This window comes from Sphingomonas sp. GW821-FHT10C01 (assembly GCF_059415525.1).
This window is the reverse complement of the sequence record NZ_JBWKNK010000003.1, coordinates 314,681-338,535: the sequence shown is the minus strand read 5'-3', so window position 1 is coordinate 338,535 and position 23,855 is coordinate 314,681. Positions and strand designations below refer to the sequence as shown.

30 protein-coding genes are annotated in these 23,855 nt (G+C 66.2%); 19 read left to right on the top strand and 11 right to left on the bottom strand.

Annotated features, from left to right (window positions below; translation table 11 throughout):
* Genes lepB through pyrE form a run of 4 tightly spaced genes read right to left on the bottom strand, consistent with a single transcriptional unit; the run spans position 1 to position 2,589 of the window.
* Complete coding sequence (lepB, locus tag AC07M1_RS15580; RefSeq protein WP_495163535.1) at positions 1-876, bottom strand: signal peptidase I; 876 nt, start codon at positions 874-876, stop codon at positions 1-3.
* 2 nt (positions 877-878) lie between these two features.
* Positions 879-1,283 (bottom strand): holo-ACP synthase, encoded by a 405-nt coding sequence (acpS, locus tag AC07M1_RS15575; protein ID WP_495163534.1) that lies wholly within the window; start codon positions 1,281-1,283, stop codon positions 879-881.
* Positions 1,280-2,008, bottom strand: coding sequence for a pyridoxine 5'-phosphate synthase (locus tag AC07M1_RS15570; protein WP_495163533.1), 729 nt, complete (start codon positions 2,006-2,008; stop codon positions 1,280-1,282). Before AC07M1_RS15570 ends, acpS begins: the two co-directional genes overlap by 4 nt.
* Positions 2,005-2,589 carry an orotate phosphoribosyltransferase gene (gene pyrE / locus AC07M1_RS15565; RefSeq protein ID WP_495163532.1) on the bottom strand — a complete coding sequence of 195 codons (585 nt, stop codon included), beginning with the start codon at positions 2,587-2,589 and terminating at the stop codon, positions 2,005-2,007. The genes AC07M1_RS15570 and pyrE overlap by 4 nt, the downstream gene beginning before the upstream one ends.
* Positions 2,590-2,803: 214 nt before the next feature.
* Here pyrE and coxB point away from each other — a divergent pair, with 214 nt between their 5' ends.
* The 3 genes from coxB to AC07M1_RS15550 all read left to right on the top strand — a co-directional run bounded on the left by coxB (position 2,804) and on the right by AC07M1_RS15550 (position 6,853).
* On the top strand, positions 2,804-3,934 hold the full coding sequence (gene coxB / locus AC07M1_RS15560; RefSeq protein ID WP_495163570.1) for a cytochrome c oxidase subunit II: 1,131 nt from the start codon (positions 2,804-2,806) through the stop codon (positions 3,932-3,934).
* Positions 3,935-3,937: 3 nt separating this feature from the next.
* The gene (ctaD, locus tag AC07M1_RS15555) at positions 3,938-5,614 is read left to right on the top strand and encodes a cytochrome c oxidase subunit I (protein ID WP_495163531.1); all 1,677 of its coding nucleotides are present in this window, start codon (positions 3,938-3,940) and stop codon (positions 5,612-5,614) included.
* A 150-nt stretch (positions 5,615-5,764) separates the two neighbouring features.
* Positions 5,765-6,853 (top strand): serine hydrolase domain-containing protein, encoded by a 1,089-nt coding sequence (locus AC07M1_RS15550; protein ID WP_495163530.1) that lies wholly within the window; start codon positions 5,765-5,767, stop codon positions 6,851-6,853.
* Here the strand turns inward: AC07M1_RS15550 and AC07M1_RS15545 are convergent.
* Positions 6,846-7,190 (bottom strand): winged helix-turn-helix transcriptional regulator, encoded by a 345-nt coding sequence (locus AC07M1_RS15545; RefSeq protein WP_495163529.1) that lies wholly within the window; start codon positions 7,188-7,190, stop codon positions 6,846-6,848. The genes AC07M1_RS15550 and AC07M1_RS15545 overlap by 8 nt on opposite strands.
* A gap of 95 nt (positions 7,191-7,285) precedes the next feature.
* On the opposite strand from AC07M1_RS15545, the gene AC07M1_RS15540 reads away from it, so the two are divergent.
* The 8 genes from AC07M1_RS15540 to AC07M1_RS15505 all read left to right on the top strand — a co-directional run bounded on the left by AC07M1_RS15540 (position 7,286) and on the right by AC07M1_RS15505 (position 13,661).
* Entirely contained in the window at positions 7,286-7,714 is a 429-nt protein-coding gene (locus tag AC07M1_RS15540; RefSeq protein ID WP_495163528.1) for a GFA family protein, read from the top strand.
* A 70-nt stretch (positions 7,715-7,784) separates the two neighbouring features.
* Positions 7,785-8,687 carry a heme o synthase gene (locus AC07M1_RS15535; RefSeq protein WP_495163527.1) on the top strand — a complete coding sequence of 301 codons (903 nt, stop codon included), beginning with the start codon at positions 7,785-7,787 and terminating at the stop codon, positions 8,685-8,687.
* Complete coding sequence (locus AC07M1_RS15530; protein WP_495163526.1) at positions 8,684-8,830, top strand: cytochrome c oxidase system small membrane protein; 147 nt, start codon at positions 8,684-8,686, stop codon at positions 8,828-8,830. The genes AC07M1_RS15535 and AC07M1_RS15530 overlap by 4 nt, the downstream gene beginning before the upstream one ends.
* Before the next feature lie 2 nt (positions 8,831-8,832).
* A complete protein-coding gene (locus AC07M1_RS15525) occupies positions 8,833-9,366 on the top strand; it encodes a cytochrome c oxidase assembly protein (RefSeq protein ID WP_495163525.1) in 534 nt (177 codons plus the stop codon).
* A gap of 136 nt (positions 9,367-9,502) precedes the next feature.
* Positions 9,503-10,408: a cytochrome c oxidase subunit 3 gene (locus AC07M1_RS15520; RefSeq protein ID WP_495163524.1), complete on the top strand. Its 906-nt coding sequence runs from the start codon at positions 9,503-9,505 to the stop codon at positions 10,406-10,408.
* 114 nt (positions 10,409-10,522) lie between these two features.
* Positions 10,523-11,182, top strand: a complete 660-nt coding sequence (locus tag AC07M1_RS15515; RefSeq protein ID WP_495163523.1) for an SURF1 family protein — start codon at positions 10,523-10,525, stop codon at positions 11,180-11,182.
* Positions 11,183-11,225: 43 nt separating this feature from the next.
* Positions 11,226-12,626: a threonine synthase gene (thrC, locus tag AC07M1_RS15510; RefSeq protein WP_495163522.1), complete on the top strand. Its 1,401-nt coding sequence runs from the start codon at positions 11,226-11,228 to the stop codon at positions 12,624-12,626.
* Positions 12,627-12,776: 150 nt separating this feature from the next.
* Positions 12,777-13,661 carry a class I SAM-dependent methyltransferase gene (locus tag AC07M1_RS15505; protein WP_495163521.1) on the top strand — a complete coding sequence of 295 codons (885 nt, stop codon included), beginning with the start codon at positions 12,777-12,779 and terminating at the stop codon, positions 13,659-13,661.
* 130 nt (positions 13,662-13,791) lie between these two features.
* On the opposite strand, the gene AC07M1_RS15500 is transcribed toward AC07M1_RS15505, so the two are convergent.
* Genes AC07M1_RS15500 through AC07M1_RS15490 form a run of 3 tightly spaced genes read right to left on the bottom strand, consistent with a single transcriptional unit; the run spans position 13,792 to position 15,421 of the window.
* Positions 13,792-14,436 (bottom strand): heme exporter protein CcmB, encoded by a 645-nt coding sequence (locus AC07M1_RS15500; RefSeq protein WP_495163520.1) that lies wholly within the window; start codon positions 14,434-14,436, stop codon positions 13,792-13,794.
* The gene (gene ccmA / locus AC07M1_RS15495) at positions 14,433-15,017 is read right to left on the bottom strand and encodes a heme ABC exporter ATP-binding protein CcmA (protein WP_495163519.1); all 585 of its coding nucleotides are present in this window, start codon (positions 15,015-15,017) and stop codon (positions 14,433-14,435) included. Before ccmA ends, AC07M1_RS15500 begins: the two co-directional genes overlap by 4 nt.
* The gene (locus AC07M1_RS15490; protein WP_495163518.1) at positions 15,014-15,421 is read right to left on the bottom strand and encodes a metallopeptidase family protein; all 408 of its coding nucleotides are present in this window, start codon (positions 15,419-15,421) and stop codon (positions 15,014-15,016) included. Before AC07M1_RS15490 ends, ccmA begins: the two co-directional genes overlap by 4 nt.
* Before the next feature lie 39 nt (positions 15,422-15,460).
* On the opposite strand from AC07M1_RS15490, the gene AC07M1_RS15485 reads away from it, so the two are divergent.
* From AC07M1_RS15485 to AC07M1_RS15475, 3 genes are all read left to right on the top strand, one after another.
* On the top strand, positions 15,461-15,751 hold the full coding sequence (locus tag AC07M1_RS15485; protein ID WP_495163517.1) for a 4a-hydroxytetrahydrobiopterin dehydratase: 291 nt from the start codon (positions 15,461-15,463) through the stop codon (positions 15,749-15,751).
* A 103-nt stretch (positions 15,752-15,854) separates the two neighbouring features.
* Positions 15,855-16,631, top strand: a complete 777-nt coding sequence (locus AC07M1_RS15480) for an SDR family oxidoreductase (protein WP_495163516.1) — start codon at positions 15,855-15,857, stop codon at positions 16,629-16,631.
* Between the two features lie 8 nt (positions 16,632-16,639).
* The gene (locus tag AC07M1_RS15475; RefSeq protein WP_495163515.1) at positions 16,640-17,215 is read left to right on the top strand and encodes a hypothetical protein; all 576 of its coding nucleotides are present in this window, start codon (positions 16,640-16,642) and stop codon (positions 17,213-17,215) included.
* Here AC07M1_RS15475 and AC07M1_RS15470 read toward each other — a convergent pair.
* From AC07M1_RS15470 to AC07M1_RS15460, 3 genes are all read right to left on the bottom strand, one after another.
* Positions 17,212-17,835: a class I SAM-dependent methyltransferase gene (locus tag AC07M1_RS15470; protein WP_495163569.1), complete on the bottom strand. Its 624-nt coding sequence runs from the start codon at positions 17,833-17,835 to the stop codon at positions 17,212-17,214. The two genes, AC07M1_RS15475 and AC07M1_RS15470, sit on opposite strands and share 4 nt — an antisense overlap.
* A 20-nt stretch (positions 17,836-17,855) precedes the next feature.
* Positions 17,856-19,091 carry a BtaA family protein gene (locus AC07M1_RS15465; protein ID WP_495163514.1) on the bottom strand — a complete coding sequence of 412 codons (1,236 nt, stop codon included), beginning with the start codon at positions 19,089-19,091 and terminating at the stop codon, positions 17,856-17,858.
* 185 nt (positions 19,092-19,276) lie between these two features.
* Positions 19,277-19,744 (bottom strand): hypothetical protein, encoded by a 468-nt coding sequence (locus tag AC07M1_RS15460; protein WP_495163513.1) that lies wholly within the window; start codon positions 19,742-19,744, stop codon positions 19,277-19,279.
* A 107-nt stretch (positions 19,745-19,851) separates the two neighbouring features.
* Here AC07M1_RS15460 and rpiB point away from each other — a divergent pair, with 107 nt between their 5' ends.
* The 5 genes from rpiB (at position 19,852) to rpsD (ending at position 23,821) form a co-directional block, all read left to right on the top strand.
* The gene (rpiB, locus tag AC07M1_RS15455; protein ID WP_495163512.1) at positions 19,852-20,289 is read left to right on the top strand and encodes a ribose 5-phosphate isomerase B; all 438 of its coding nucleotides are present in this window, start codon (positions 19,852-19,854) and stop codon (positions 20,287-20,289) included.
* 13 nt (positions 20,290-20,302) lie between these two features.
* Positions 20,303-21,610: a serine hydroxymethyltransferase gene (gene glyA, locus AC07M1_RS15450; RefSeq protein WP_495163511.1), complete on the top strand. Its 1,308-nt coding sequence runs from the start codon at positions 20,303-20,305 to the stop codon at positions 21,608-21,610.
* A 172-nt stretch (positions 21,611-21,782) separates the two neighbouring features.
* Positions 21,783-22,259 carry a transcriptional regulator NrdR gene (nrdR, locus tag AC07M1_RS15445; protein WP_495163510.1) on the top strand — a complete coding sequence of 159 codons (477 nt, stop codon included), beginning with the start codon at positions 21,783-21,785 and terminating at the stop codon, positions 22,257-22,259.
* The gene (locus tag AC07M1_RS15440; protein WP_495163509.1) at positions 22,256-22,981 is read left to right on the top strand and encodes an RNA methyltransferase; all 726 of its coding nucleotides are present in this window, start codon (positions 22,256-22,258) and stop codon (positions 22,979-22,981) included. Before nrdR ends, AC07M1_RS15440 begins: the two co-directional genes overlap by 4 nt.
* Positions 22,982-23,206: 225 nt before the next feature.
* Positions 23,207-23,821, top strand: a complete 615-nt coding sequence (rpsD, locus tag AC07M1_RS15435) for a 30S ribosomal protein S4 (protein WP_447727493.1) — start codon at positions 23,207-23,209, stop codon at positions 23,819-23,821.
* Positions 23,822-23,855 lie beyond the last annotated feature (34 nt).

Genomic DNA, 23,855 nt, shown 5'->3' with positions numbered 1-23,855 from the left:
TTACTCCGAGGGGCGTTCGGGGTGGAGCGAGCTGCCCGCGCGACCCGAGCGGAACGATCCCGCCCAGCTCAGCGGGTTCCAGCTCGCGCTGCCGTCGAGGCTGAAGGTGATGAACTCGGCGCGCCCGCCGATATTCTCGATCGGCACCGGACCGCCCAGACCGCCTTGGCTCAGGCTCATGCGGCTGTCGGCGCTATTGTCGCGATTGTCGCCCATCAGGAAGACATGGTCGGCCGGAACGCGCACCGGTCCGAAATTGTCGGCGCCGGTTACCGCCAGGTCGATCGTGTCATAGCTCGCACCCTCGGGCAGGGTCTCGCGGATGATCGGAACCTTGCAGAACTGCCTGCCCGCAGCGTCGCTCACCACGCGGCCTTCATAGATGTTGCGCTCATCCGGGGGCGTATCGAGCCCGCAGCGGGTGTTGGCGTCGATCGGGATCAGCCGATCGTCCTGGCGCGAGCGGGCCACCTGACGACCGTTGATGTAAAGCAGGCCACCATGCACCTCGATCAGATCGCCCGGCAGGCCGATCACGCGCTTGATGTAATCGGTACGCGCATCGACCGGCGTGACGATGACGATGTCGCCGCGCTTGGGCAGGCTGCCGAACAGGCGCCCTTTCATGAACGGCAGCACGTGAAAGGTCGGGCTGACATAGGAATAGCCGTACGGATATTTCGTCACCACCAGCCGGTCGCCGATGACCAGGCTGGGCATCATCGATTCGGATGGAATGTAGAAAGGTTTGGCGATCAGGCTGTGAAAGCCGAGCACGGCGACGACCAGCCAGAAGATGCCTTTGGCCTCACCCCACCAGTCGGTCCGTCCCGTCTTCACATCGGTCTTCGCCGTCAACGCCAGCTCCTCGGCCATATTCACTCCGCCGGCAGCGCTTCGATCACCACCAGCGCCTGCGCCCAGGGGTGATCGTCGGTCAGCGTCAGATGCACCTTCGCGACGTGACCCGCCGGAGTCATGGCGTCAAGCCGCGCCTTCGCGCCGCCGGTCAGCGCGAGGGTCGGCGCGCCGCTGGGCGCGTTGACCACGCCGATGTCGCGCATGAACACCCCGGCCTTGAATCCCGTCCCGACGGCCTTGGAAAAGGCCTCCTTGGCGGCAAAGCGCTTGGCCAGCGTCGCGGCATAGTTGAGCGGGCGCCTCGCCGCCTTGCGCAGCTCGACATCGGTGAACACGCGCTTCTCGAACCGCATCCCGAACCGGTCGAGCGACGACTGGATTCGCTCGATATTGCAGAGGTCGGAGCCGATGCCGATGATCAACGCGCCGCATCCATCAGCGCGCGCATCCGCTTCACCACTGGTGCCAGCCCGTCGAAGATCGCCTCGCCGATCAGGAAATGGCCGATATTGAGCTCGGCGAGCTGCGGGATCGCGGCGATCGGCACGACATTGTCGAAGGTCAGGCCGTGGCCGGCATGAACCTCGATCCCGTTCTTCGCCGCCAGTGCCGCGGCGTCGGCGATGCGGCGCAGCTCGGCGGTCTGCGCCTCACCCTCCAGCTCGCAATAGCGGCCGGTGTGCAGCTCCACCACCGGCGCGCCGAGTCGCAGCGCCGCCTCGATTTGCGCGGGATCGGGCTCGATGAACAACGAGACGCGAATATTGGCGTTCTTGAGCTCGGCCACCATCGGCGCGAGCAGATTATGCTGCCCGCGCGCATCGAGCCCGCCCTCGGTGGTGCGCTCCTCGCGCTTCTCCGGCACGATGCACGCCGCGTGCGGCTTGTGGCGCAGCGCGATGCCCAGCATTTCGTCGGTCGCCGCCATCTCGAGGTTGAGCGGAATCGGCAGCTCGGCGGAAAGCCGGGCGATGTCGTCGTCGGTGATGTGGCGCCGGTCCTCGCGCAGATGCGCGGTGATGCCGTCGGCGCCGGCATCCGCCGCCAGCAAGGCCGCGCGCACCGGATCGGGATAGCCGCTGCCGCGCGCATTCCGCACGGTCGCGACATGGTCGATGTTCACGCCGAGTCGGAGATGCCCCATCATGCCTCCACGCGGCTCCCCGGCTTGATCGCGGGAATCGCCGCCAGCTCGGGCGGCAGCGACTCGGGGTCGTAGCTCGGCACGTCGAGCCGGATCAGCGGGAAGAAGGGGACGCCGAGATCGGCGGTGCCGTTCGACCGGTCGACCAAAGATGCCGCCACGATCACCTCGCCGCCGGCCTCCTCGATCGCCTTGATCGCCTCGCGTGAGGACACGCCGGTGGTGACGACATCCTCCATCATCAATACCTTCTGCCCCGGCGACAGGCGGAAACCGCGACGCAGTTCGAAGGTGCCGGTGGGGCGTTCGACGAACATCGCGTCGACATTCAGCGCGCGCGCCACTTCCTGTCCGGCGATCACCCCGCCCATCGCGGGCGCGACGACGGCGCTGATCTGTTCGCGAAGCTCGACGGGAATCTTCGCAGCCACCGCCTGCGCGAGCCGACCGGCGCGTGCCGGGCTCATCAGCACGCGCGCGCATTGCAGATAGCGCGGGCTGCGCAGGCCCGACGAGAGAATGAAATGGCCTTCCAGCAGCGCCTGCGCCGCCCGAAACTCGTCCAGAACCTCTTCGTCAGTCATGCGTCATCCCGCCTTTTCGCCCGTCTTGTTCGCGCCGTTCGCATCTAGGCGCGGCCCGTCTGCGCCGCAACCGCAACTAAAAAGAGGCCCGACAAGCTTGAGGCATGCGATCTTGCTGCTATAGGCCTGCGCCAACGGGCAAGTTGCGCCCGCGCGACCGGAGACCCGGCGCCCCCGTATCAGGGGTCAAGGAAACATGGGGTTGAACGACAAGATGCGCATGCATGGATTGAAGGCGATCGTCCTGGCCGCTGGCCTCGCGCTCGCCGGGGGCATGGCCCAGGCCCAGAGTGCTCCGGCCACGGCTCCGGCCGCGCCCGCCGCCCAGGCACCCGAAGCGCCCGCGCCGGTCGCGGTCGAATCGCCGGCGGCAACCGCCGCGCCCGCTCCGGCTCCGGCCGCCGCGACTCCGGCGGATCCGACGCTGAACCCCGACGGTACGCACAAGAACGGCCCGGTCGCCGGGATCGGCCAGCCGGTCGACAAGCATTTCGGCATCCAGCCGCAGGTGACCAAGCTGGGCGAGAGTGCGGCGCATTTCCATAACTGGATCCTGCTGCCGATTATCTTCGCGGTGTCGATCTTCGTGCTGATCCTGCTCGCATGGACGATCGTGCGTTTCCGCCGCAAGGCGAACCCCAACCCCTCCAAGACCAGCCACAACACGCTGATCGAGATCATCTGGACCGTCGTTCCGGTGCTGATCCTCGCGGTCATCGCCTGGCCGTCGATCTCGCTGCTCGCCAAGCAGTTCAAGCCCGCGCCCGAAAATGCCGTGACGATCAAGGCGATCGGCAACCAGTGGTTCTGGAGCTACGAATATCCTGACCATGGCGCGATCTCGATCACCGCGAACATGCTCAAGGAAAAGAGCGAGGTTCCCGCCGGAACGCGCTACCGCACCGATGTCGACGGTCCGCGCCTGCTCGCGACGGACAATCGTATCGTCGTTCCGGTCGGCACGCCGATCCGCCTGATCGCCACCGCCAACGACGTGATCCACAGCTGGGCGATCCCGGCCTTCTGGATCAAGATCGACGCGGTCCCTGGCCGCCTCAACGAAACCAGCTTCATCGTCGACAAGCCCGGCGTCTATTTCGGCCAGTGCTCGGAACTGTGCGGCGCGCGCCACGGCTATATGCCGATCGTCGTCGAGGCGGTTGAGCCCGCGGTGTTCGCGCAGTGGGTCGCGGCCAAGGGCGGCAAGATGCCCGAAGCCAAGGCCGCTACCCCGGCAGCCGCACCCGCCGCTGCCGCACCCGCCGGCAACACGGTCGAAGCGACCAACACGACCGAAGCGGCCGCCACCACCAATCAAGCCGCCACCGGCAAGACGGACCAGTAAGCCATGACCGACGCAGCCCGCGACGCCCACGCCTTCACGGCGCACGACGACCACCACCATGACGCGGATCACAAGCCCGGCTTCTTCGCGCGCTGGTTCCTGTCGACCAACCACAAGGACATCGGCACGCTGTATCTGATCTTCGCGATTCTCGCGGGGATCATCGGCGGCGGCATTTCGGGCATCATGCGCCTCGAACTGGCCCAGCCCGGCATCCAGCATCTCGGCTACATCTCCGAGTGGGTCCATGGCGGCCCGCAGACCTTCGACCAGGCGCTCCACTTCTGGAACGTGCTGATCACCGCGCACGGCCTGATCATGGTGTTCTTCATGGTCATGCCCGCGATGATCGGCGGCTTCGGCAACTGGTTCGTCCCGATCATGATCGGCGCGCCGGACATGGCGTTCCCGCGCATGAACAACCTGTCCTTCTGGTTGCTCGTGCCCGCCTTCCTGCTCCTGCTCGCCTCGCCCTTCGTCGGCGGCGGCGCGGGCGTGGGCTGGACGGTCTATGCGCCGCTCTCGACCTATGGCGAGCCGCAGGCGGCCGTCGACATGGCGATCCTGTCGCTCCACCTCGCGGGCGCCAGCTCGATCCTTGGCGCGATCAACTTCATCACCACCATCTTCAACATGCGCGCGCCGGGCATGACCCTGCACAAGATGCCGCTGTTCGTGTGGTCGGTGCTGATCACCGCCTTCCTGCTGCTGCTCGCGCTGCCGGTCCTGGCCGCCGCGATCACCATGCTGCTGACCGACCGTAACTTCGGCACCACCTTCTACGATCCCGCCGGCGGCGGCGATCCGGTGCTGTACCAGCATCTGTTCTGGTTCTTCGGCCACCCCGAAGTGTACATCATGATCCTGCCGGGCTTCGGCATCGTCAGCCAGATCGTCGCGACCTTCAGCCGCAAGCCGGTGTTCGGCTATCTCGGCATGGCCTATGCCATGGTCGCGATCGGCGTGGTCGGCTTCGTCGTGTGGGCGCACCACATGTTCACCACCGGCATGAGCGTGAACGTGAAGATGTACTTCACCGCCGCGACCATGATCATCGCGGTGCCGACGGGCGTGAAGATCTTCTCGTGGATCGCAACGATGTGGGGCGGTTCGATGAGCTTCAAGACCCCGATGGTCTGGGCGATCGGCTTCATCTTCATGTTCACCGTGGGCGGCGTCACCGGCGTGGTGCTCGCGAACGGCGGCGTCGACGACTATATGCACGACACCTATTACGTCGTCGCGCACTTCCACTATGTGCTCTCGCTGGGCGCGGTGTTCGGCCTGTTCGCCGGTTTCTACTACTGGTTCCCGAAGATGTCGGGCCGGATGTACAGCGAGTTCCTGGGCCAGCTGCACTTCTGGGTATTCTTCATCGGCGTGAACGTGATGTTCTTCCCGCAGCACTTCCTCGGTCTCCAGGGCATGCCGCGTCGCATTCCCGACTATGGCGATCAGTTCGCGTTCTGGAACCACATCTCCAGCTTCGGCTATCTGATCATGCTGACCGGTATGGTGATCTTCTTCATCAACCTGTTCTGGTCGCTGTTCGCGGGCAAGAAGGCGGAAGCCAACCCGTGGGGCGAGGGCGCGACGACGCTGGAATGGACGCTGTCCAGCCCGCCGCCGTTCCACCAGTTCGAGACGCTGCCTGTCATCGACGACGACAAGCATCACTAAGGTTTTCAGCGACGGCTGAAACGGAACGCCCCGGGGGAAACTCCGGGGCGTTTTCGTTGGGCACGTGACGGACGCTGTATTGCGATCATAAGACGCTCGCGATAGCCTCCCGCCCGTTCCATCCGGTTCACGGTCTCACGGGGGTTTCGAATGCGTGCCGTCCTGCTCCTTCGCATCGCGGCGTTCGCGGTCTTGGCCTCTGGCAATCCTGCTATTGCGCACCAATCTCCCGTCGCCGCCGGAACCACGTTCGCCGCGGCCGACAGGATCGTTCGCGACGAGATGCAGAAGCAGCATATCCCCGGTGTCGCGCTCGTGATTCTGCGCGATGGAAAGGTGGTCCATCAGGCGGGCTTCGGGGCTGCCGATCTCGAGCAGAACCTGTCCGTCCGGCCGGACACCGCGTTCAATGTGGGTTCGCTCAGCAAGCAGTTTGTCGCGGAGGGGGTGCTCCTGCTCGTGCGGGACGGCAAGATCGCGCTCGATGCGCCGGTGTCGCGCTATTTGTCCGATGCCCCGGCCAGCTGGTCGGGGATCACCGTCCGCCACCTGCTCAGCCATACCAGCGGGTTGGTTCGCGAAGCGCCCGGCTTCGACGGCGACAAGGTGCAGAGCGACATCGATGTGATCCGGTCGGCCTATACGACCCCGCTCAACGCACCGCCCGGGACGCGGTTCGAATATTGTAATCTTGGCTATTTCATCCTGGCGGAGATCATCACCCGCACAGCAGGTAAACCATGGCCGGCCGTCTTCGCCGAGCGCGTCTTTGGTCCGGCCGGCATGACAGCGACGCGTCCGACCAGCCTCACCGATCTGATCCCGCATCGCGCGCGCGGCTATGAATGGAATGCCGGGCGGTTCGAGAACGCGATATCCTTCCGCGCGCTCCGGCCCAGCGGGGCGTTCACCTCGACCGCCGCTGATCTCGCCAGATGGGAGGCGGTACTCGCGCGCGGCGGTCTCTCCGACGGCGCGGCCCGCGCGGAGATGTGGCGGCCCGCGCGGCTCGCGAATGGCGAGACGGCACCCTATGGCTTCGGGTGGCGCATCGAAACGGTCGATGGGCAGACCGAGATCGGCCATGGCGGCAGCCTGCCGGGGTTCCGTTCCTATTATGCGCGCTACCCGCACGCGAAGCTCGCGATCATCGTCCTCACCAACAACGGTGCGGCCGAGCCGCGCGATATCGCGCGCGGCATCGCCCGGACGATGTTCCAGCCCGGGCCCGCTAGATAGCCGCAGCCCCGGCGGCCGCCATCCGCGCGCTATGCGCCCTGCCCCAGCTCGCCATCATGTCGATCGCGTTGTTGAGCGAGCGGCCGATCTCGGTCGCCAGATATTCGACGCGCTGGACCGACTCGGCATAGACGGTGCGGGCGATCAGGCCGTCGGCCTCCATCTGGCGCAACTGTTCCGTCAACACCTTCTCGCTGATCCCGGGCAGCAGCCGGCGCAATTCGCCGAAGCGGCGCGGCTGATCGTTGATTTCGCAAAGGATATCCATCTTCCACTTGCCGCCGGCTACGTTGAGCGCGGTGGAAAAGCCGCACTCGTCGGGCGGAAGGCGTTTCATCTCCGGATCGTCCTTACTTCAAAGTGCGTAGTTTCGGTGGCGGAAGCGGAACGGTATCGGCCGCATCCATTATTCCAATAACTTGGGAACCGAGGATGCCGATTGCCAGCCCCGAAACGAATACGACCGAGTCCGATCGCATCGCCCGTTGCAGCTGCGGCGATCTGTCGCTGCGGCTTTCGGGGGCACCGCGCCGCGTCTATGGCTGTGCCTGCATCGAATGCCAGCGCGCGACCGGTACCGCCTTCGCCTATCGTGCGATCTTTGCCGACGAAGCGGTGCGGGAGGTCGTCGGCGAGGTGCGCAGCTGGCGCCGGACCAGCGATGTCGGCCGCTGGATCGACCAGCATTTCTGCCCCGGCTGCGGCACCCTGCTGTACATGAGCGCGGAGGCATTGCCCGGCGCGATCTCGGTATCGATGGGCTGCTTCGTCGAGCGCGACTTTCCGGCTCCGGCGGCGATCCACAACCTCCATCGGGCGGCGCCCTGGCTCGATCTGGAGGCGTTTGCGCCGACGGTGTGACCGGGGCGGGGCGTGGGACATTCCGTCCCCTTCCCCCAAGCGTCAACCCGGCCTATAGGCCGCCCCAATCATGTCCGTCGCCAACCACGCCCTGATCCTGCCCGCCGATTGGCGTGACTTCCTTGCGCTCACCAAGCCGCGGGTGATGACGTTGGTGGTGTTCACTGGCCTCTGCGGCATGCTCGCGGCGCCTGTGCCGATTCATCCCGTGATCGGCTTCACCGCGATTCTCTGCGTCGCGCTGGGCGCGGGCGCGGCGGGTGCGCTCAACCAATGGTATGAGGCGGACCTCGATTCGAAGATGAAGCGGACCCAGGGGCGCCCGCTTCCCGCCGGCCGCATGGACCGCCAGTCGGCGCTGCATTTCGGGGTCGGGGTCGCGGCGCTCTCGGTGATCCTGATGGGGCTCGCGGTCAATTATGTCGCGGCGGGCATCCTGCTGCTGTCGATCCTTTTCTACGTCCTCGTCTACACGGTCTGGCTAAAGCGCCGCACCCCGCAGAACATCGTCATCGGCGGTGCCGCCGGTGCCTTTCCGCCGCTGATCGGCTGGGCGGCGGCGACCGGCGATGTCGCGTTGCTTCCGGTGTTGCTGTTCGGTCTCGTCTTCCTGTGGACCCCGCCGCATTTCTGGGCGCTCGCGCTATTCGTGAAGACCGATTACGCCAATGCCGGGGTGCCGATGCTTCCCGTCGTCGCGGGCGAGAAGGCGACGCGGGTTCAGATCGGCCTCTATACCATCCCGATGGCGATCGCCGCGATCGCGCCCTGGCCGCTCGGCCTGACCGGCGCGCTTTATGGCGTCACCGCGGTTGTGACGACCGCACTGTTCGCGCTCTTCGCCGCGCAGGTCGCGACCCGCATGGCGGTTGAGGGCGATGCGATGAAGCCCGAAAAGCGGCTCTTCGCCTATTCGATTTCCTATCTGTTCATTCTGTTCGCGGCCGTTGCCGCAGACCGGTGGTTGGCATGACTCCGCAAGAAGAAGAATTGGTCCGCGCGCGGCAGAAGTCGCGCGCCCGGGTGATGGCGTTGCTGCTGCTCGCCTTTGTCATCCTCGTCTTCGCGATCAGCATCGTGAAGATCGCCGCCGGCATCCCGCTGAAGGCGACGTGAAGATGGACCGTAAGCTGCGTACCGCGCTGCTGGCCGTACTCGGTGTCTGCACGATGACGGGCGTCGCCTTTGCCAGCGTGCCGCTCTACCGCCTCTTCTGCCAGGTCACCGGCTTTGGCGGCACGACGATGCGCGCGGACGCCGCGCCCGGCGCGGTGGACGCCAAGATTACCGTCGCGTTCGACAGCAATGTCAGCCCCGCGCTGACCTGGAAGTTCAAGCCGGAAATGGCGTCGGACGAGATCGCGATCGGCGCGCGCGACATGGCCTTCTACACCGCGACCAATACCGGCACCGTGCCTGTCACCGGCACCGCGACCTACAATGTCACGCCTGAGGCGGCCGGAAAATATTTCAGCAAGATCCAGTGTTTCTGCTTCACCGAACAGACGCTGAAGCCGGGCGAGACCGTGCGCATGCCCGTGATCTACTTCGTCGATCCCAAGATCCTGACCGATCCCGACACCAAGGATATCGAGAAGATCACGCTCTCCTACACCTTCTACCCGACCGACAAGTCCAAGCCGAACGGCTGAGGATCGGATCGCTCGCCGTCCTGCCGGGCGGGGGCGGTACATCGGGCGGCGGCGCAAGCGGTTCAACCACCATTGCGCCCGCCAAGCTCACCCCTTAGGGGAGGCTGGAAACACGCCATTAGAACAGGGACGGAAAATGGCCGGCGCCAAGAACCACGATTATCATATTCTCCCGCCCAGCCCGTGGCCGATGCTCAGCTCGTTCGCCGCTTTGTGGCTGGCGATCGGCGGCCTCATGTGGATGAAGGGCGCAGGCCACGGCGAGTGGGTGTTCCTGTCGGGCCTCGCCGCCACGCTGTTCTGCATGGCGTCGTGGTGGGTCGATGTGGTTCGCGAGGCCAAGGCAGGCGATCACACCCCGGTCGTCCAGCTCCACCTGCGCTACGGCATGATCCTGTTCATCGCTTCGGAAGTGATGTTCTTCGTCGGCTGGTTCTGGGCCTGGTTCGATTTCGCGCTCTTCCCCGCCGCGATCGCGGTCAGCGGTGAGCATGCCAGCGTGGTCGAGGTGCTTGAGGGCGCGGTCGCGACCTTCCCGCCCAAGGGCATGGAAGTACTCGATGCCTTCCACCTGCCGCTGCTCAACACCTTCATCCTGCTGCTGTCGGGCACCACCCTCACCTGGGCGCACCATGGCCTGATTCACAATCAGCGTGGTGGTGAACTGAAGGGTCTGTGGGGCTTTATCGGCGTCGGCGAGAACGACGTGGTCAAGAAGGGCCTGTGGCTCACCATCATCCTGGGTCTGATCTTCTCGAGCATCCAGGCCTATGAATATGCCCATGCGCCGTTCGTGTTCGGCAAGTCGAACTATTCGTCGGCCTTCTATCTGGCGACCGGTTTCCACGGTTTCCACGTCATCGTCGGCACGCTGTTCCTGATGGTCTGCCTGATGCGTGCCTATCAGGGCGATTTCACGCCGCGCCAGCATTTCGGCTTCGAAGCTGCTGCCTGGTACTGGCATTTCGTCGACGTCGTCTGGTTGTTCCTGTTCGTCGTCGTCTATGTCTGGGGCAGCGCGGGCGCGCCGGTCCACGGATGACGCAAGGACGATGAGCGAGGCATTGCCTCCGGTCATCGTAACGGTACTGAAGGGGGCGTGTCCGCATCGCGGCACGCCCTCTTTGTTTGTGGGCCGGGTGAAGGAGTCCGACGCATGAAGTTCCCGGTCATTCCCACCCTCGTCGTTGCGCTCGCCGTCGCCGCGATGATCGGCCTGGGCGTCTGGCAGCTCGACCGTCGCGCCGAAAAGGAAGCCGCGATCGCGCGCTATGCCGGCAATCGCGACCTGCCCGTGATGGCGTTTCCGCGCCCGCCGATCGGTGACGAGAATCTGTTCCGCCGCGCGTCGGCCATGTGCCTGGAAGTCACCGGCTGGAGCGAGCAGGCCGGTCGCGCCGAGAATGGCACCAAGGGCTGGCGCCATATCGCCGAGTGCCGCACGGGGGTTGAGGCGCTGACGACCAAGTTCGACATGGGAATCACCACCGCGCCCGGTGTGATCCCAGTGTGGAGCGGCGGCGAGGTGACGGGCAGCATCACCCAGGCGCCCGATCCGACTCCGCTGCTCGCGTCGCTGTTCGGCAAGCGTCCGCCGCGCCCGCTGATGCTCGTCTCCGAAACCCCCGCGCCAGGCCTTTTGGAGAGCGCACGGCCCGATCCGTCGAGCGTCCCCAACAACCACCTCGCGTATGCCGTGCAATGGTTCCTGTTCGCGCTGGCGGCGGCGGTGATCTACGTCCTCGCGCTGCGCTGGCGCGAGCGGAAGGCGACACCGCCGGCTTCCCCCGCCGAACCCGGGCCGCCGCAAAGCTAGACTTTCTTGCTCCGTAACGGTGTCGCGGCTAACCCGCGCAGCCATGCGCTACCAGAGCACGCGCGGCACCGCGCCCGAACTCGATTTCCGTGACGTCACCCTCGCTGGGCTGGCCAAGGACGGCGGCCTTTATATCCCGGTCGAATGGCCGCGATTCACGCCGGATCAGATCGCGGGTTTCGCGGGCCTTTCCTATGTCGAGACCGCTGTCCGCGTGATGGCGCCCTTCACCGCGGGCAGCCTCAGCGAAGCCGAACTGCGCGAACTTTGCACGCAGGCTTACGGCCGTTTCAGCCACGACGCGGTGACCCCGCTGGTCCAGCTCGATCACCGCCATTTCCTGCTCGAGTTGTTCCATGGTCCGACGCTCGCCTTCAAGGACGTCGCGCTCCAGCTACTCGGTCTGCTATTCGAACGGTTCCTCAAGGGCACGAACCAACACCTCACCATCGTCGGCGCGACCAGCGGCGACACCGGCTCGGCCGCGATCGACGCGGTCGCGGGGCGTGAGGGCATCGACATCTTCATGCTTCACCCCAACAAGCGGGTGAGCGACGTGCAGCGCCGCCAGATGACCACGGTGCTGTCCCCCAACGTCCACAACATCGCCATCGAAGGCAGCTTCGACGACGCTCAGGCGATGGTGAAGGCGATGTTCAACGACGCCGGTTTTGCCGGCCGGTTCCAGGTGACCGCGGTCAACTCGATCAACTGGGCGCGGCTGATGGCGCAGGTGGTCTATTATTTCTACGCCGCCGTCCGCTTGGGCGCGCCGAACCGCGAGGTCGCGTTCAGCGTCCCCACCGGCAATTTCGGCGACGTGTTCGCCGGTTATGTCGCGGCGCGCATGGGACTGCCTGTCGCGAAGCTGATCGTCGCCACCAACGTCAACGACATCCTCCACCGCGCGCTGTCGGCAGGCGACTATTCGACCGGCACGGTCACGCCAACCGCCGCACCGAGCATGGACATCCAGGTCAGCTCGAACTTCGAACGGCTGCTGTTTGACCTCGCCGGCCGCGATGGCGCCGCGCTCGCCGAGCAGATGCACGGGTTCGAGATGAGCAAGGCGATGCGCCTCACCAACACCCAGCAGGAAGGTGCCGCCGCGCTCTTCGCCAGCGACCGCATCGACGCGGCGGAGATGGCGCAGGCGATGTCCTGGGCTGCCAGCCGTGCCGATGAGGTTCTCGACCCCCACACCGCGATCGGCCTTGCCGCCGCGCGCCGCGCCGACCTCGCCGTCGACGTGCCGATCGTCACCCTCGCCACCGCGCACCCAGCCAAGTTCGGCGACGCGGTCGAGCGGGCCACCGGCATCCGCCCATCGCTCCCCGCGCGTATCGGCGACCTGTTCGACCGAGAGGAGCGCTACGACGTGCTTCCCGCGACGTTCGATGCGGTGACGTCGTTCATCGCGGAACGGGCGAAACCCCGCGCATAACCGCTTCGTCACCCCGGCCTTGCGCCGGGGTCCACGTCGCCCCGCGCGCTGCCCTTTGGCCTGGCATGTACCGCTGGCACCCCGGTAGACCCCGGAACGGGTCCAGGGCGACGGTTGACCTTAGCGGGCCGAATGGCGCTAAAGGCTCCCATGAACCTCGTTACCCTCACCGGCGAACCCTGGGCCGATTACGGCCTTGTCGACTCGGGCCATGGCCGCAAGCTCGAGCGCTATGGCGACTATCGCTTCATCCGTCCCGAGCCGCAGGCGATGTGGTCACCCGCGTCCGAAGACTGGCAGGCGCATGGCGAGTTCATGCCCGCGTCGGACGATGAAGGCGGCGGCCGCTGGGTGTTCGGCCATAGCGGCCTGGATCAACCGGTCCCGCGTGAGGGCTGGCCGCTGGCGTGGAACGAGGCAAGGTTCACTGCCCAGACCACGCCCTTCCGCCATCTCGGCTTCTTCCCCGACATGGCGCCGGTGTGGAGCTGGATGCGTGAGCGGACCGAAGGGGTCGATGCGCCCACCGTCATGAACCTGTTCGGCTATACCGGCGTCGGCACGCTGGCGATGGCGGCGTCGGGCGCGCAGATGGTGCATGTCGATGCGTCCAAGAAATCGGTCGAGGCCGCCAAGGGCAATGCCGCGCTGTCGGGCATGAGCGACAAGCCGATCCGCTGGATCATCGACGACGCCGGAAAATTCGTCGCGCGCGAGGTGCGCCGCGGCCGCCGCTACGACGGCATCCTGCTCGATCCCCCCAAATACGGCCGCGGCCCGACTGGAGAGGTGTGGCAGCTCGAACAGGATCTGCCCGGCCTGATCGCCAATTGCCGCCAGCTATTGGATGCCGACTCACGCTTCCTGTTCCTCACCGTCTACGCGATCCGCATGTCGGCGCTGGCGATCGGCGAACTGCTCAACCAGCATTTCGCGGATCTGGGCGGCACGATCGAATGCGGCGAACTCGCGGTGCGCGAGGAGGCGAGGGGGCTGCTGCTGCCGACCGCGATCTTCGCGCGGTGGAGTCGCTAGGCCGATCCGTCATCCCGGCCCTGTGCCGGGATCCACCGTGAGGTGAGCCATGAACCAGAGCCTCAGCCGAGCTGCGGTCGGCACCGTGGATCCCGGCACAGGGCCGGGATGACGAAGGAACGGGCAGGCTCTACCCCCGCCCCATCCGCATCGCCGCGCCCGCGACGAACGGGCACCCGGCTACCAGCACCAGGCTCACCGCGCCCAATAGTTTCATCGCGCTCGCGTCGCTGCCCATCGCGCCCGCGCCGAAGATCAGCAGCGGTACCGCGAAGGGCAGCATCACCAACCCCGCCACAGCGCCCGCGCCGCGCAGGCCTGCGGTCAGCGCCGCGGTCGCCACGCCCAAAGCCGCCAACCCGGGCGTACCGATCAACAGCGCGATCAGCGCCGCGCGCGTCTGGTCGAGCGAGAGGTTGAGCAAGGCCGCCGCGATCACCGTCGCCGCCAGCAACGTCGGCGCAAAGCCCAGCCAATGCCCCAGCGTCTTCGCCGCCGCCACGCTCGCATCCGTCCAGCCGCGCACCGCGAGCTGATCCAGGACTCCGCTCTCCAGATCAGGGTTCACCAGCCGCTCGACCGGCAGTAGTGCCGCGAGCAGTGCCGCTGCCCAGATCACCCCGCCGCCGACCCGCGCGAGCAGCTTGCCCTCGGGCCCGATCGCGAACGGAAACAGGATCGCGACGAGCAGGAAGAAGGCGACCGGCAGCGTCAGGCCACCCGCTGCCCATGCGCGCCGCAGTTCGCGCCACACCAAAGAGGCAAAGCCGCTCATGCCGCCTCCCCGATCACCACGCCATGCGCGCCGGGAATATGGATCGGCAGATGCGTCGAGACCATCACGATCCCGCCGTTCAACCGATGCTCGGAAATCAAATGACCCAGCATTGCGACCGCAGCCTGATCCAGCCCGTTGGCCGGCTCGTCGAGCAGCCACACCGATGCCCCACTCGCCACGACGCGCGCGATGCCCACGCGCCGCCGCTGGCCGGTCGAGAGCAGCCGCACCGGTACCGGCGCAAGGTGAGCAAGGCCCACGGCTTCCAGCGCCGCCTCCACCGAATCGCGCCGCCCGTCCAATCCCGCCCAGAACCCCAACGCCTTCGTGACCGGCAGCTCGGGATCGAGCGCCGTCGCCTCGGTCAGCAACGCGCATTCACCCTCGATGGTCACGATGCCCGCCGCCGGCTTGAGCAACCCCGCCGCCACCCGGATCAGGCTCGACTTGCCCGCGCCGTTGGGCCCGGTCACCAGTGCTGCCCCGCCTTCGTCGAGCGCAAAGCTCAGCCCCTCGAACAGCAGCCGCCCGCCGCGCTGGCACGCCACGTCCTCAAAGGCGAGCCGCGGCGTGTTCACCCGACGCTGTCCTCCAGCGCGTGCATGTCGTCGTCGGACAGGCCGAAATGATGCCCGACCTCATGCACCACGACATGGGTGACCAACGCTTCCAGGCTCACGCCCGTGTCGACCCATTCGTCGAGCAGCGGGCGGCGATAGAGGTGGATCGTGTCCGGCTGGGGCAGCGATCCCATGAACCCGTCCTTCTCGCCCACCGGCCGCCCCGAATAGAGGCCGGTCAGCTCGAACGGATCCTCCATCCCCATGTCGCGCAGCGTCTGCTCGTCGGCGAATTCCTCGATCACCAGCACGACGTCCGCCAGATACGCCGCGAACGGCTCGGGAATCCGGGCCAGCGCGGCGCGGGCCAGTGCTTCCATCTGCTCGGCGCTGGGTGCGAAGGTCTCGGTTTGACTGGTCATTGCCCTGCGCTATGCCCCACCCAACGAAGGAGTGGAAGAATGGTCGAGCAACTGAGCCAGGCGGAACGTGAAGAAGCGCTGGAGGGGCTGCCCGAATGGGATCATCAGGCTGAGCGCGACGCGATCACGCGCAGCTTCACCTTCGACGATTTCAGCCAGGCCTTCGCCTTCATGACTCAGGTCGCCTTGCTCGCGGAGAAATCGGACCACCACCCCGAATGGTCGAACGTGTGGAACCGGGTCGATGTCCTGCTCACTACCCATGACGCTGGCGGCCTGTCGGGCCGCGATATCGATATGGCGCAGGCGATCGACGCGCTGGTCGAGTGATTGGGGTCGAGTAACGCCCGCTTGCAAAAGTCGGTCAGCTCTGCTCCCCTGTATCTAAAGCCGATTTCGATAGAGCGGTACGGCGAATCTTAGGGGAGAGGTCATGCAGTCGATCTTCATCACCGGCGGCGGATCGGGCATCGGGCGGGCGGTCGCGGTGCTGTTCGCGTCGCGCGGCTGGCGTGTCGGGCTTGCCGATATCAACGACGCCGGCATGGCGGAAACCGCGCGGCTGCTCGGCGGGGCGCCGGTCACGGTCCACAAGCTCGACGTGCGCGATCGCGCGGCATGGGACGGGGCGCTGGCGGAATTCGTCGGCGAGAGCGGCGGCCGGCTCGACGTGCTGTTCAACAATGCCGGGGTCGGGGTCGGCGGCAATTTCGCGCAGACCACGGTCGACGAACTCGACCGCTGCGTCGACATCAACCTGATGGGCGTCGTCTATGGTGCGCATGCCGGCTATCGTTATCTCAAGGCATCGGGCGGCTGCCTGCTCAACACCGCGTCGGCGGCGGGCATCTACGGCACGATGGGTGTCGCGATCTATTCGGCGACCAAGTTCGGGGTGCGCGGCTTCACCGAAGCGCTTGATGCCGAATGGCATGGCGAGGGGATTCGAGTCCGCGCGCTGCTGCCCAGCTTCATCGATACCGCGATTCTCGACGGCACGCCGGTGGGCAGCAACGAAACGATGCGCGATCGTGTCCGTGCGGCGCAGCTCGAATTCACGCCGGTCGAACAGGCCGCGCAGGCGGCGTGGGACGCGGTGCATGGCGATACGCTCCACACCTTGGTGGGCAAGACCGCGCGCCGCATGTGGTTCGTTTCGCGTTTCCTGCGCGGATCGATGCGCAAACAGGCGCGCCGCGCCGCGAAATGAGGAATGGAATGAAGGTTCTGCTTGCCCTTGCCGCGTTCGCGGCGCTGCCCGGTTTCGCGTCGAAGCCCGCCGCGCCGGCCGACGCCTTCATGGCGCGACTCGCCCCCCTGTGTGGCAAGGCGTTCGCAGGGCGTGTGGTCAGCAACGATCCCGCCGACGCCGACTTCGCCGACAAGAAGCTGGTGATGCATGTCGCGTCGTGTGAGCCAGGCCGCGTGCGTATCCCCTTCCATGTCGGCGAGGATCGCTCGCGCACCTGGGTACTGGCCCGCACCGCGACCGGCGTCCGTCTCAAGCATGACCACCGGCACAAGGACGGCACATCGGACAAGCTCACCATGTACGGCGGCGACACGGCGGCGGTCGGCACCGCGACGCGGCAGGAATTCCCGGTCGATGCCGAATCGATCGCGCTGTTCCGCTCGCTGAATGCCGAGCGCTCGGTGACCAATGTCTGGGCGATGGAAGCGGACGGAAGCCGCTTCGCCTATGAGCTGCGCCGCCCCGGTCGCCATTTCCGCGTCGAGTTCGACCTGAGCAAGCCCATCGCGCCGCCGCCCCTGCCGTGGGGCTGGCAAAGCTAGGTTCGCCGCAGGCTTCCGCTCCACGCATAGCCGCGCAGCAACGGTTCGAACCCTAGCTCCAATCCACCGGCCATTGCGGTGTGCCTCAGCGCGACCGGAAGCTCGCGGCGCGGGGTGACGTGGAAGCGTTCGAGCCAGGCGAACAGCGCACGTCGCCACCAGCCGGGCAACTTCTCCTGCTGTCCGAAATCGACGATGCGTAGTGTGCCGCCGGGCGCCACCGCTTTGGCCGCCTGCTCGATTGCGCCGGTCCAGTCGGGGATCATCGACAGCGTGTAGCTCAGGAACACCCGGTCGAAACCGTCAATGCCGAACAACGCGTTCGCATCGAACCGCGCCGCATCGCCCTGAACCAGCGTGATGCGGTCCGACAGTCCGGCGGCGGCCACCTTGGCCCGTGCCGTCGCCAGCATCGCTTCGGAAATGTCGAGGCCGTGGAAGCGGGCATCGGGCCATCGCCGAGCCGCCGCGATCAAATTGCGTGCGGTGCCGCAACCGACTTCCAGAACCGTGCCGCCTGGCGGCGGCGCCAGCTCCGCGATCAGCTTGTCGCGCCCCAGCAGATAATATTTGCGGGTGAGGTCATAGATGTGCCGCTGCGCCGTATAGACGCCGTCCATCCGCTCGGCGTGGCTTCCGTTCACGGCTTCAGGCGATAGAGGTGAACGCCGCCATAGATCGCGGAACGGTCGCGCGCGGTGAAGTCGAGCGACTCCGCTTCGGCATAGTCCCAGCGATCGAGGATTGCGTCGGCGACCCGGCCGGGCAGCAGGGTCGGCGCCGCGGCGGTACGGAACAGCACGCGCGCTTCGGGCTTCGCCGTCCGCGTGATCTCGCCCCACAACCGGTTGAGCTGGGCGTCGGTCATCCAGTCCTGCGCATCGAGCAGGATGTAGCGGTCGAGCGATTCGGCGGGCATCGATTCGAGATACTCGACGAAATTCTGGTGCCGCACCTCGACCCGTTCGGCGCGTTCGCGAACGATGGTGTGGTTGGCCGCGCGCAGATAGGGCGGCAGCGGCGCGTCGGCGCCTTCGCCATAGCCGCGCCCGAACGCCTGCCAGGCGAAGTAATTGTCGGAAAGGTCGAAGTCGCAGGCCAGCTTCTCTAGTCGGCGCAGCAGCACCGCCTTGATCCCGCGCGGATCGTCGGCCGCCAGCGCCTCATATTGCGCGGGCGGGATGCCCAGCCCGAACAGCGACGCCGGCTGGTCGATCAGCCAGCGCACGAACTTCTTGTCGAACACCGGAGCGAGCCGGCTCTCGAAGATCGCGCGCTGTTCCTCGGGCGTCTTCGCCGCGAGCAGCTCGCGCGGGTCGATGCGGTAGAGCTTGGCGAGCAGGTGCGCCGCGCCGATGAACCCGCCAAGCAGCCCGCGCTTGTAGAAGCCGCCGGCAAAGCCCTTGATCCGGCGGCGGCCGGCAAGGTCGCGACCTTCCCAATAGCGGCGCGTCGTCTCGTCGAGATGCGGAGCGAGCGTCTCGCGATACGCCGCGACATTCTCGGGCCGGTTCGCCTGACCGAAGAAACGATGAAACGCGGCATGATCGGGCAAATGCCGTGCCGCCGCGACCTTCAGCTTGTTGAGCGCGATATGTGCGGTGTTGAGGTCCACCGCGGTGATTTTCGCGGGGTTGGCGGTCAGGTAGGAGAGAACGTTGCACCCGCCGCTCGCGATCGTCACGACATGGCAGTCGGGCGTGATCGCCAGCGCCTCCATGTCGACCTCGGGGTCTTCCCAGATCTGGGCATAGACCAGACCGCGAAACGCGAAGGTGAAGGCGCGTTCGAGCAGGCCTTCCTTGCTCAGATGGTCGTGGCGATGGACGGCGGTGCGCACCGCGCGGTTGCGCGGCTGGCTGGCAATCGAACCCATGGTCTTGGCTCCCGGGAATTTCCCGGCCCGTAGGTCCGCTGCATGTCAGGCGCGTGACGCCGATCGTCACGCAACGGTCATGTTTCGTTGGGTTCGGCGCCGGCCGCTCCCCCACCCGGCCACCCATAGGATACTGGCGTCGGGTGGCCGGGTGGGGGAGCGGCCGGCGCCGCCCACAAACAACGTCAATCCCGGCAGTATCCCTCACCAACGGTCACCGTCAGGCAGTCCTTCTTGCCGTCGAGATATTTGAGGCCGGTCGCCGCGCCGTCGGTCGCGCGCATCACCTTGGCGCCATCGGGCCGGGTGAAGGCGATGCCCTCGTTGGTCGCGACCCCGGCAAACGTACCGGTCGCGCCCTCGTCGAGGCTATAGGTGTTGATCAGGCGATAGCGGCCCGGTCCCGACGTATCCTTCTCGATCGTCAGCACCAGTCCCTCGACGCCCACCCATTTGCCGATCCAACCATCGCGGCTCGGCGCTTCCGCCGCCTTCTCGGCCTTCTCCGCCTCGGCCGTCACATTCTCGGCGATCGCCTGGGCGTTGGCGACGGCATTCTCGACCAAAGCCGCCTGCTGCTCATTGCTCATCTCGCCGCATCCCGCCAGCGTCGCCGCGCCGACCAGCATCGTTCCAACTGCCCAAAGCCGCATCATGGCCTCCCCCAGGATAAGTTTCGTGCATCTGGTGTAGCCTTTGCCGCTGCAAGCGCCTAGAGAGCCGGGCATCCGTTCAGCTCAAGGAATGAACCGCTCTTCCAATGCGAATCGCCATCGCTTCGGATCACGCCGCCTGGGAACTCAAGTCCGCGCTCGCCGAATGGCTGCGCGGCGAAGGACACGAGGTGCTCGATCTGGGCACCGATGGCCCGGCGAGCGTCGATTACCCCGACTTCGGCCTTGCCCTGGGCAAGGCGATTGCGGAAAATCAGGCCGAGCGCGGTATCGCGCTGTGCGGCTCGGGCATCGGCATCTCGATCGCGGTCAACCGCGTGCGCCAGGCCCGCTGCGCGCTGGTTTCGGAACCGCTCTCCGCCCGTCTCGCGCGCGAGCATAATGATGCGAACGTCATCGCCATGGGCGCCCGGCTGATCGGCCCCGAAATGGCCAAGGCCTGCATCACCGAATTCCTCGCCACCGACTTCGGCGGCGATCGTCATCAGCGCCGGGTGGACAAGCTGACCAACCCGGCCCTCTGAAGGACCAGAGACCATGAGCACTAATCCGATTTCTGCCGTCCAGCCCGACGGCTTCTTCACCAACGACCTCGCCGCCGCCGATCCCGCCGTGTTCGCGGGCGTCCGTCATGAGCTGGAGCGCGAACGCTACCAGATCGAGCTGATCGCTTCGGAGAACATCGTCTCCAAGGCCGTGCTCGAAGCGCAGGGCAGCGTGTTCACCAACAAGTACGCCGAAGGCTATCCGGGCAAGCGCTATTATCAGGGCTGCCACCCGTCGGATGAGGTGGAGACGCTGGCGATCGACCGCGCCAAGCAGCTGTTCGGCTGCGACTTCGCCAACGTCCAGCCGCACTCGGGCGCGCAGGCCAATGGCGCGGTGATGCTCGCGCTCGCCAAGCCCGGCGACACGATCCTCGGCCTCAGCCTCGATTCGGGCGGCCACCTGACGCACGGCGCCAAGGCGGCGATGTCGGGCAAGTGGTTCAACGCGGTCCAGTATGGCGTGAAGCCCGACACCCATCTGATCGATTACGATCAGGTCGCGGAACTCGCCCGCGCGAACAACCCCCGCATCATCATCGCGGGCGGCTCGGCCTATCCGCGCCACATCGATTTCGCGAAGTTCCGCGCGATCGCCGATGAAGTCGGCGCGATTTTCATGGTCGACATGGCGCATTTCGCGGGCCTCGTCGCCGGCGGCGTGCATCCGACCCCGTTCGGTCACGCCCATGTCGTCACCACCACCACGCACAAGACGCTTCGCGGCCCGCGCGGTGGCGCGGTGTTCACCAATGACGAGGCGATCGCCAAGAAGATCAACTCGGCGGTGTTCCCGGGGCTTCAGGGCGGCCCGCTGATGCACGTCATCGCGGCCAAGGCGGTTGCGTTCGGCGAAGCGCTGCGTCCCGACTTCAAGGCCTATGCCGCCGCGATCGTCGAGAATGCCAAGGTGCTGGCGGCGACGCTGACCGAGCGCGGCGCGGCCGTGGTTTCGGGCGGCACCGACACGCATCTCGCGCTGATCGACCTCACCCCGCTGGGCGTCACCGGCAAGGACGCCGACGAGGCGCTCGAGCGTGCGGCGATCACCTGCAACAAGAACGGCATCCCCAACGATCCGCTGCCGCCGGTCAAGACCAGCGGCATCCGCGTCGGTTCGCCCGCCGGCACCACGCGCGGTTTCGGCCCGGCCGAATTCCGTGAGATCGGCAACATGGTCGCCGACGTGCTCGACGGCCTGCGCAAGAATGGCGAGCAGGGCGACGCCCAGGTCGAAGCCAATGTTCGTGAGCGTGTCCGCACGCTGTGCGAGCGCTTCCCGATCTACCCGGAGGCGTAAGGTTGAGCGGCGCCAGTTCGCTTTCGCACCCGGCCACCCACCGGAAGGGTATTCTATGGGTGGCCGGGTGGGGAGTGGCTGGCCGGTCATGCTCCCAGCATGACCTGAATAGCGCGGGGCGCTATTCACCAGCACACTGGCTGGCGCCGCACGCCCGTGAGGGTGCCGAATAATGCGTTGCCCGTTCTGCGGACATGAGGCCAGCCAGGTAAAGGACAGCCGCCCCACCGAAGATGGGGCGGCGATCCGTCGTCGTCGCCAGTGCGAGGCATGCGCGGCGCGCTTCACCACCTTCGAGCGGATTCAGCTGCGTGAGCTCACGGTGCTCAAGTCCGAAGACAAGCGCGAACCGTTCGAACGGGACAAGCTGATCCGCTCGGTCTCGCTCGCCTGTCGCAAGCGCCCGATCGACTCGACCCAGATCGAAAAGCTCGTCTCGGGCATTCAGCGCCAGCTCGAAACGCTCGGCGATGGCGAAATCCCGTCCAAGCGCATCGGCGAGATGGTGATGGAGGGCCTCAAGGGGCTCGACTCGGTCGCCTATATCCGCTTCGCCAGCGTCTATCGCGATTTCCGCGAGGCCAAGGATTTCGAGGCGTTCGCGAGCAGCGTGAACGCGGTGGGCCATGAAAAGGCGCGGGGCGAATGATCGCGCCTTCGCCCGTCATTGTCCTGGTTCGACCCCAGCTTGGCGAGAATATCGGCAAGGCGGCGCGAGCCATGCTCAATTTCGGGCTGACCGAAATGCGCCTGGTCTCTCCGCGTGACGGCTGGCCCAACCCCGGTGCGGGCCCGGCGGCGAGCGGCGCGGACATCGTCCTGGAGCGGGCGCGCGTGTTCGAAAGCGTCGCCGATGCCGTCGCCGATTGCGAACATGTCTATGCCACCACGGTGCGCAAGCGCGGCGTGACCAAGCCGGTGGTAACCCCGGTCGAGGCCGCGGCGGAAATCCACGGCGCGCCCGGCCGCAGCGCGATCCTGTTCGGCGCCGAGCGTTCCGGCCTCGCGACCGAGGACGTCAACCTCGCCCGCACGATCCTCACCGTGCCGATCAACCCGGAATTCGGCTCGCTCAACCTGGCGCAGGCCGTCATCCTGGTCGCCTATGAATGGTCGAAGGCGCAGGGGCTTGCCCAACCGCCTCGCACCGAGCTCCACCCGCCTGCCCCACAGGAGGAGCTGGAGGGAATGATCGGCCATTTCGAGATGCTGCTCGTCGACAGCGGCTATTATTATCCGCCCGAACGCGTGGCGGTGACGCGGCTGACCTTGCGTAATCTGCTGACCAAGCCGGGCTGGACCGCGCAGGAGGTGCGGACGGTGCGCGGCGTATTGTCGGCGATTCAGGGCAAGAAGCAGCCCAAGGCGTAAGAGACGGTTTGGAAACGCGCCGCGGCGCGTTTCGCGGCCGGTGCCGCCTTTCAAGCAGACTCTGAAACCTTGACTCCGCGCGGGGTCACCGCTAACCGCGCGCCTTCGCAATCGGCCCTGCACTCCGGTGAAGCAGCGGCCCTGTGGTTTCCACGGGCGATACCGGAATCGCGATCAGGCGGGAAACCGCCGGGTCAACGTCGTAGCAATTGTAAGGAATTTCAAATGTCGAAGCGCTCCAGCGCCAAGTATAAGCTCGATCGCCGCATGGGCGAGAACATCTGGGGTCGTCCCAAGTCGCCCGTCAACAAGCGTGAGTATGGCCCCGGCCAGCACGGCCAGCGCCGCAAGGGCAAGATGTCGGACTTCGGCATCCAGCTGCGCGCCAAGCAGAAGCTCAAGGGCTATTACGGCGACATCACCGAGAAGCAGTTCAAGCGCTCGTACGAAGACGCTTCGAAGATGAAGGGCGACACCGGTCAGAACCTGATCGGTCTGCTCGAAATGCGCCTCGACATGATCGTCTATCGCGCCAAGTTCGCGCCGACGATCTTCGCCGCGCGCCAGCTGGTCAACCATGGCCACGTCAAGGTGAATGGCGAGAAGTGCAACATCGGTTCGCGCCGCATCAAGCCGGGCGAGACCGTCGAGCTGGGTTCGAAGGCGCAGGAAATGGCGCTGGTGATGGAGGCGCAGAGCCTCGCCGAGCGCGACATCCCTGATTACGTCGCTCCGGACGGTGCGTCGAAGATCACCTTCACCCGCGTCCCGACCCTCGACGAGGTGCCGTACCCGGTGAAGATGGAACCGAACCTCGTCGTCGAATTCTATTCGCGCTAAGGTCCGGCTTCAGCCGAAACAGCAAAGGGCGGCC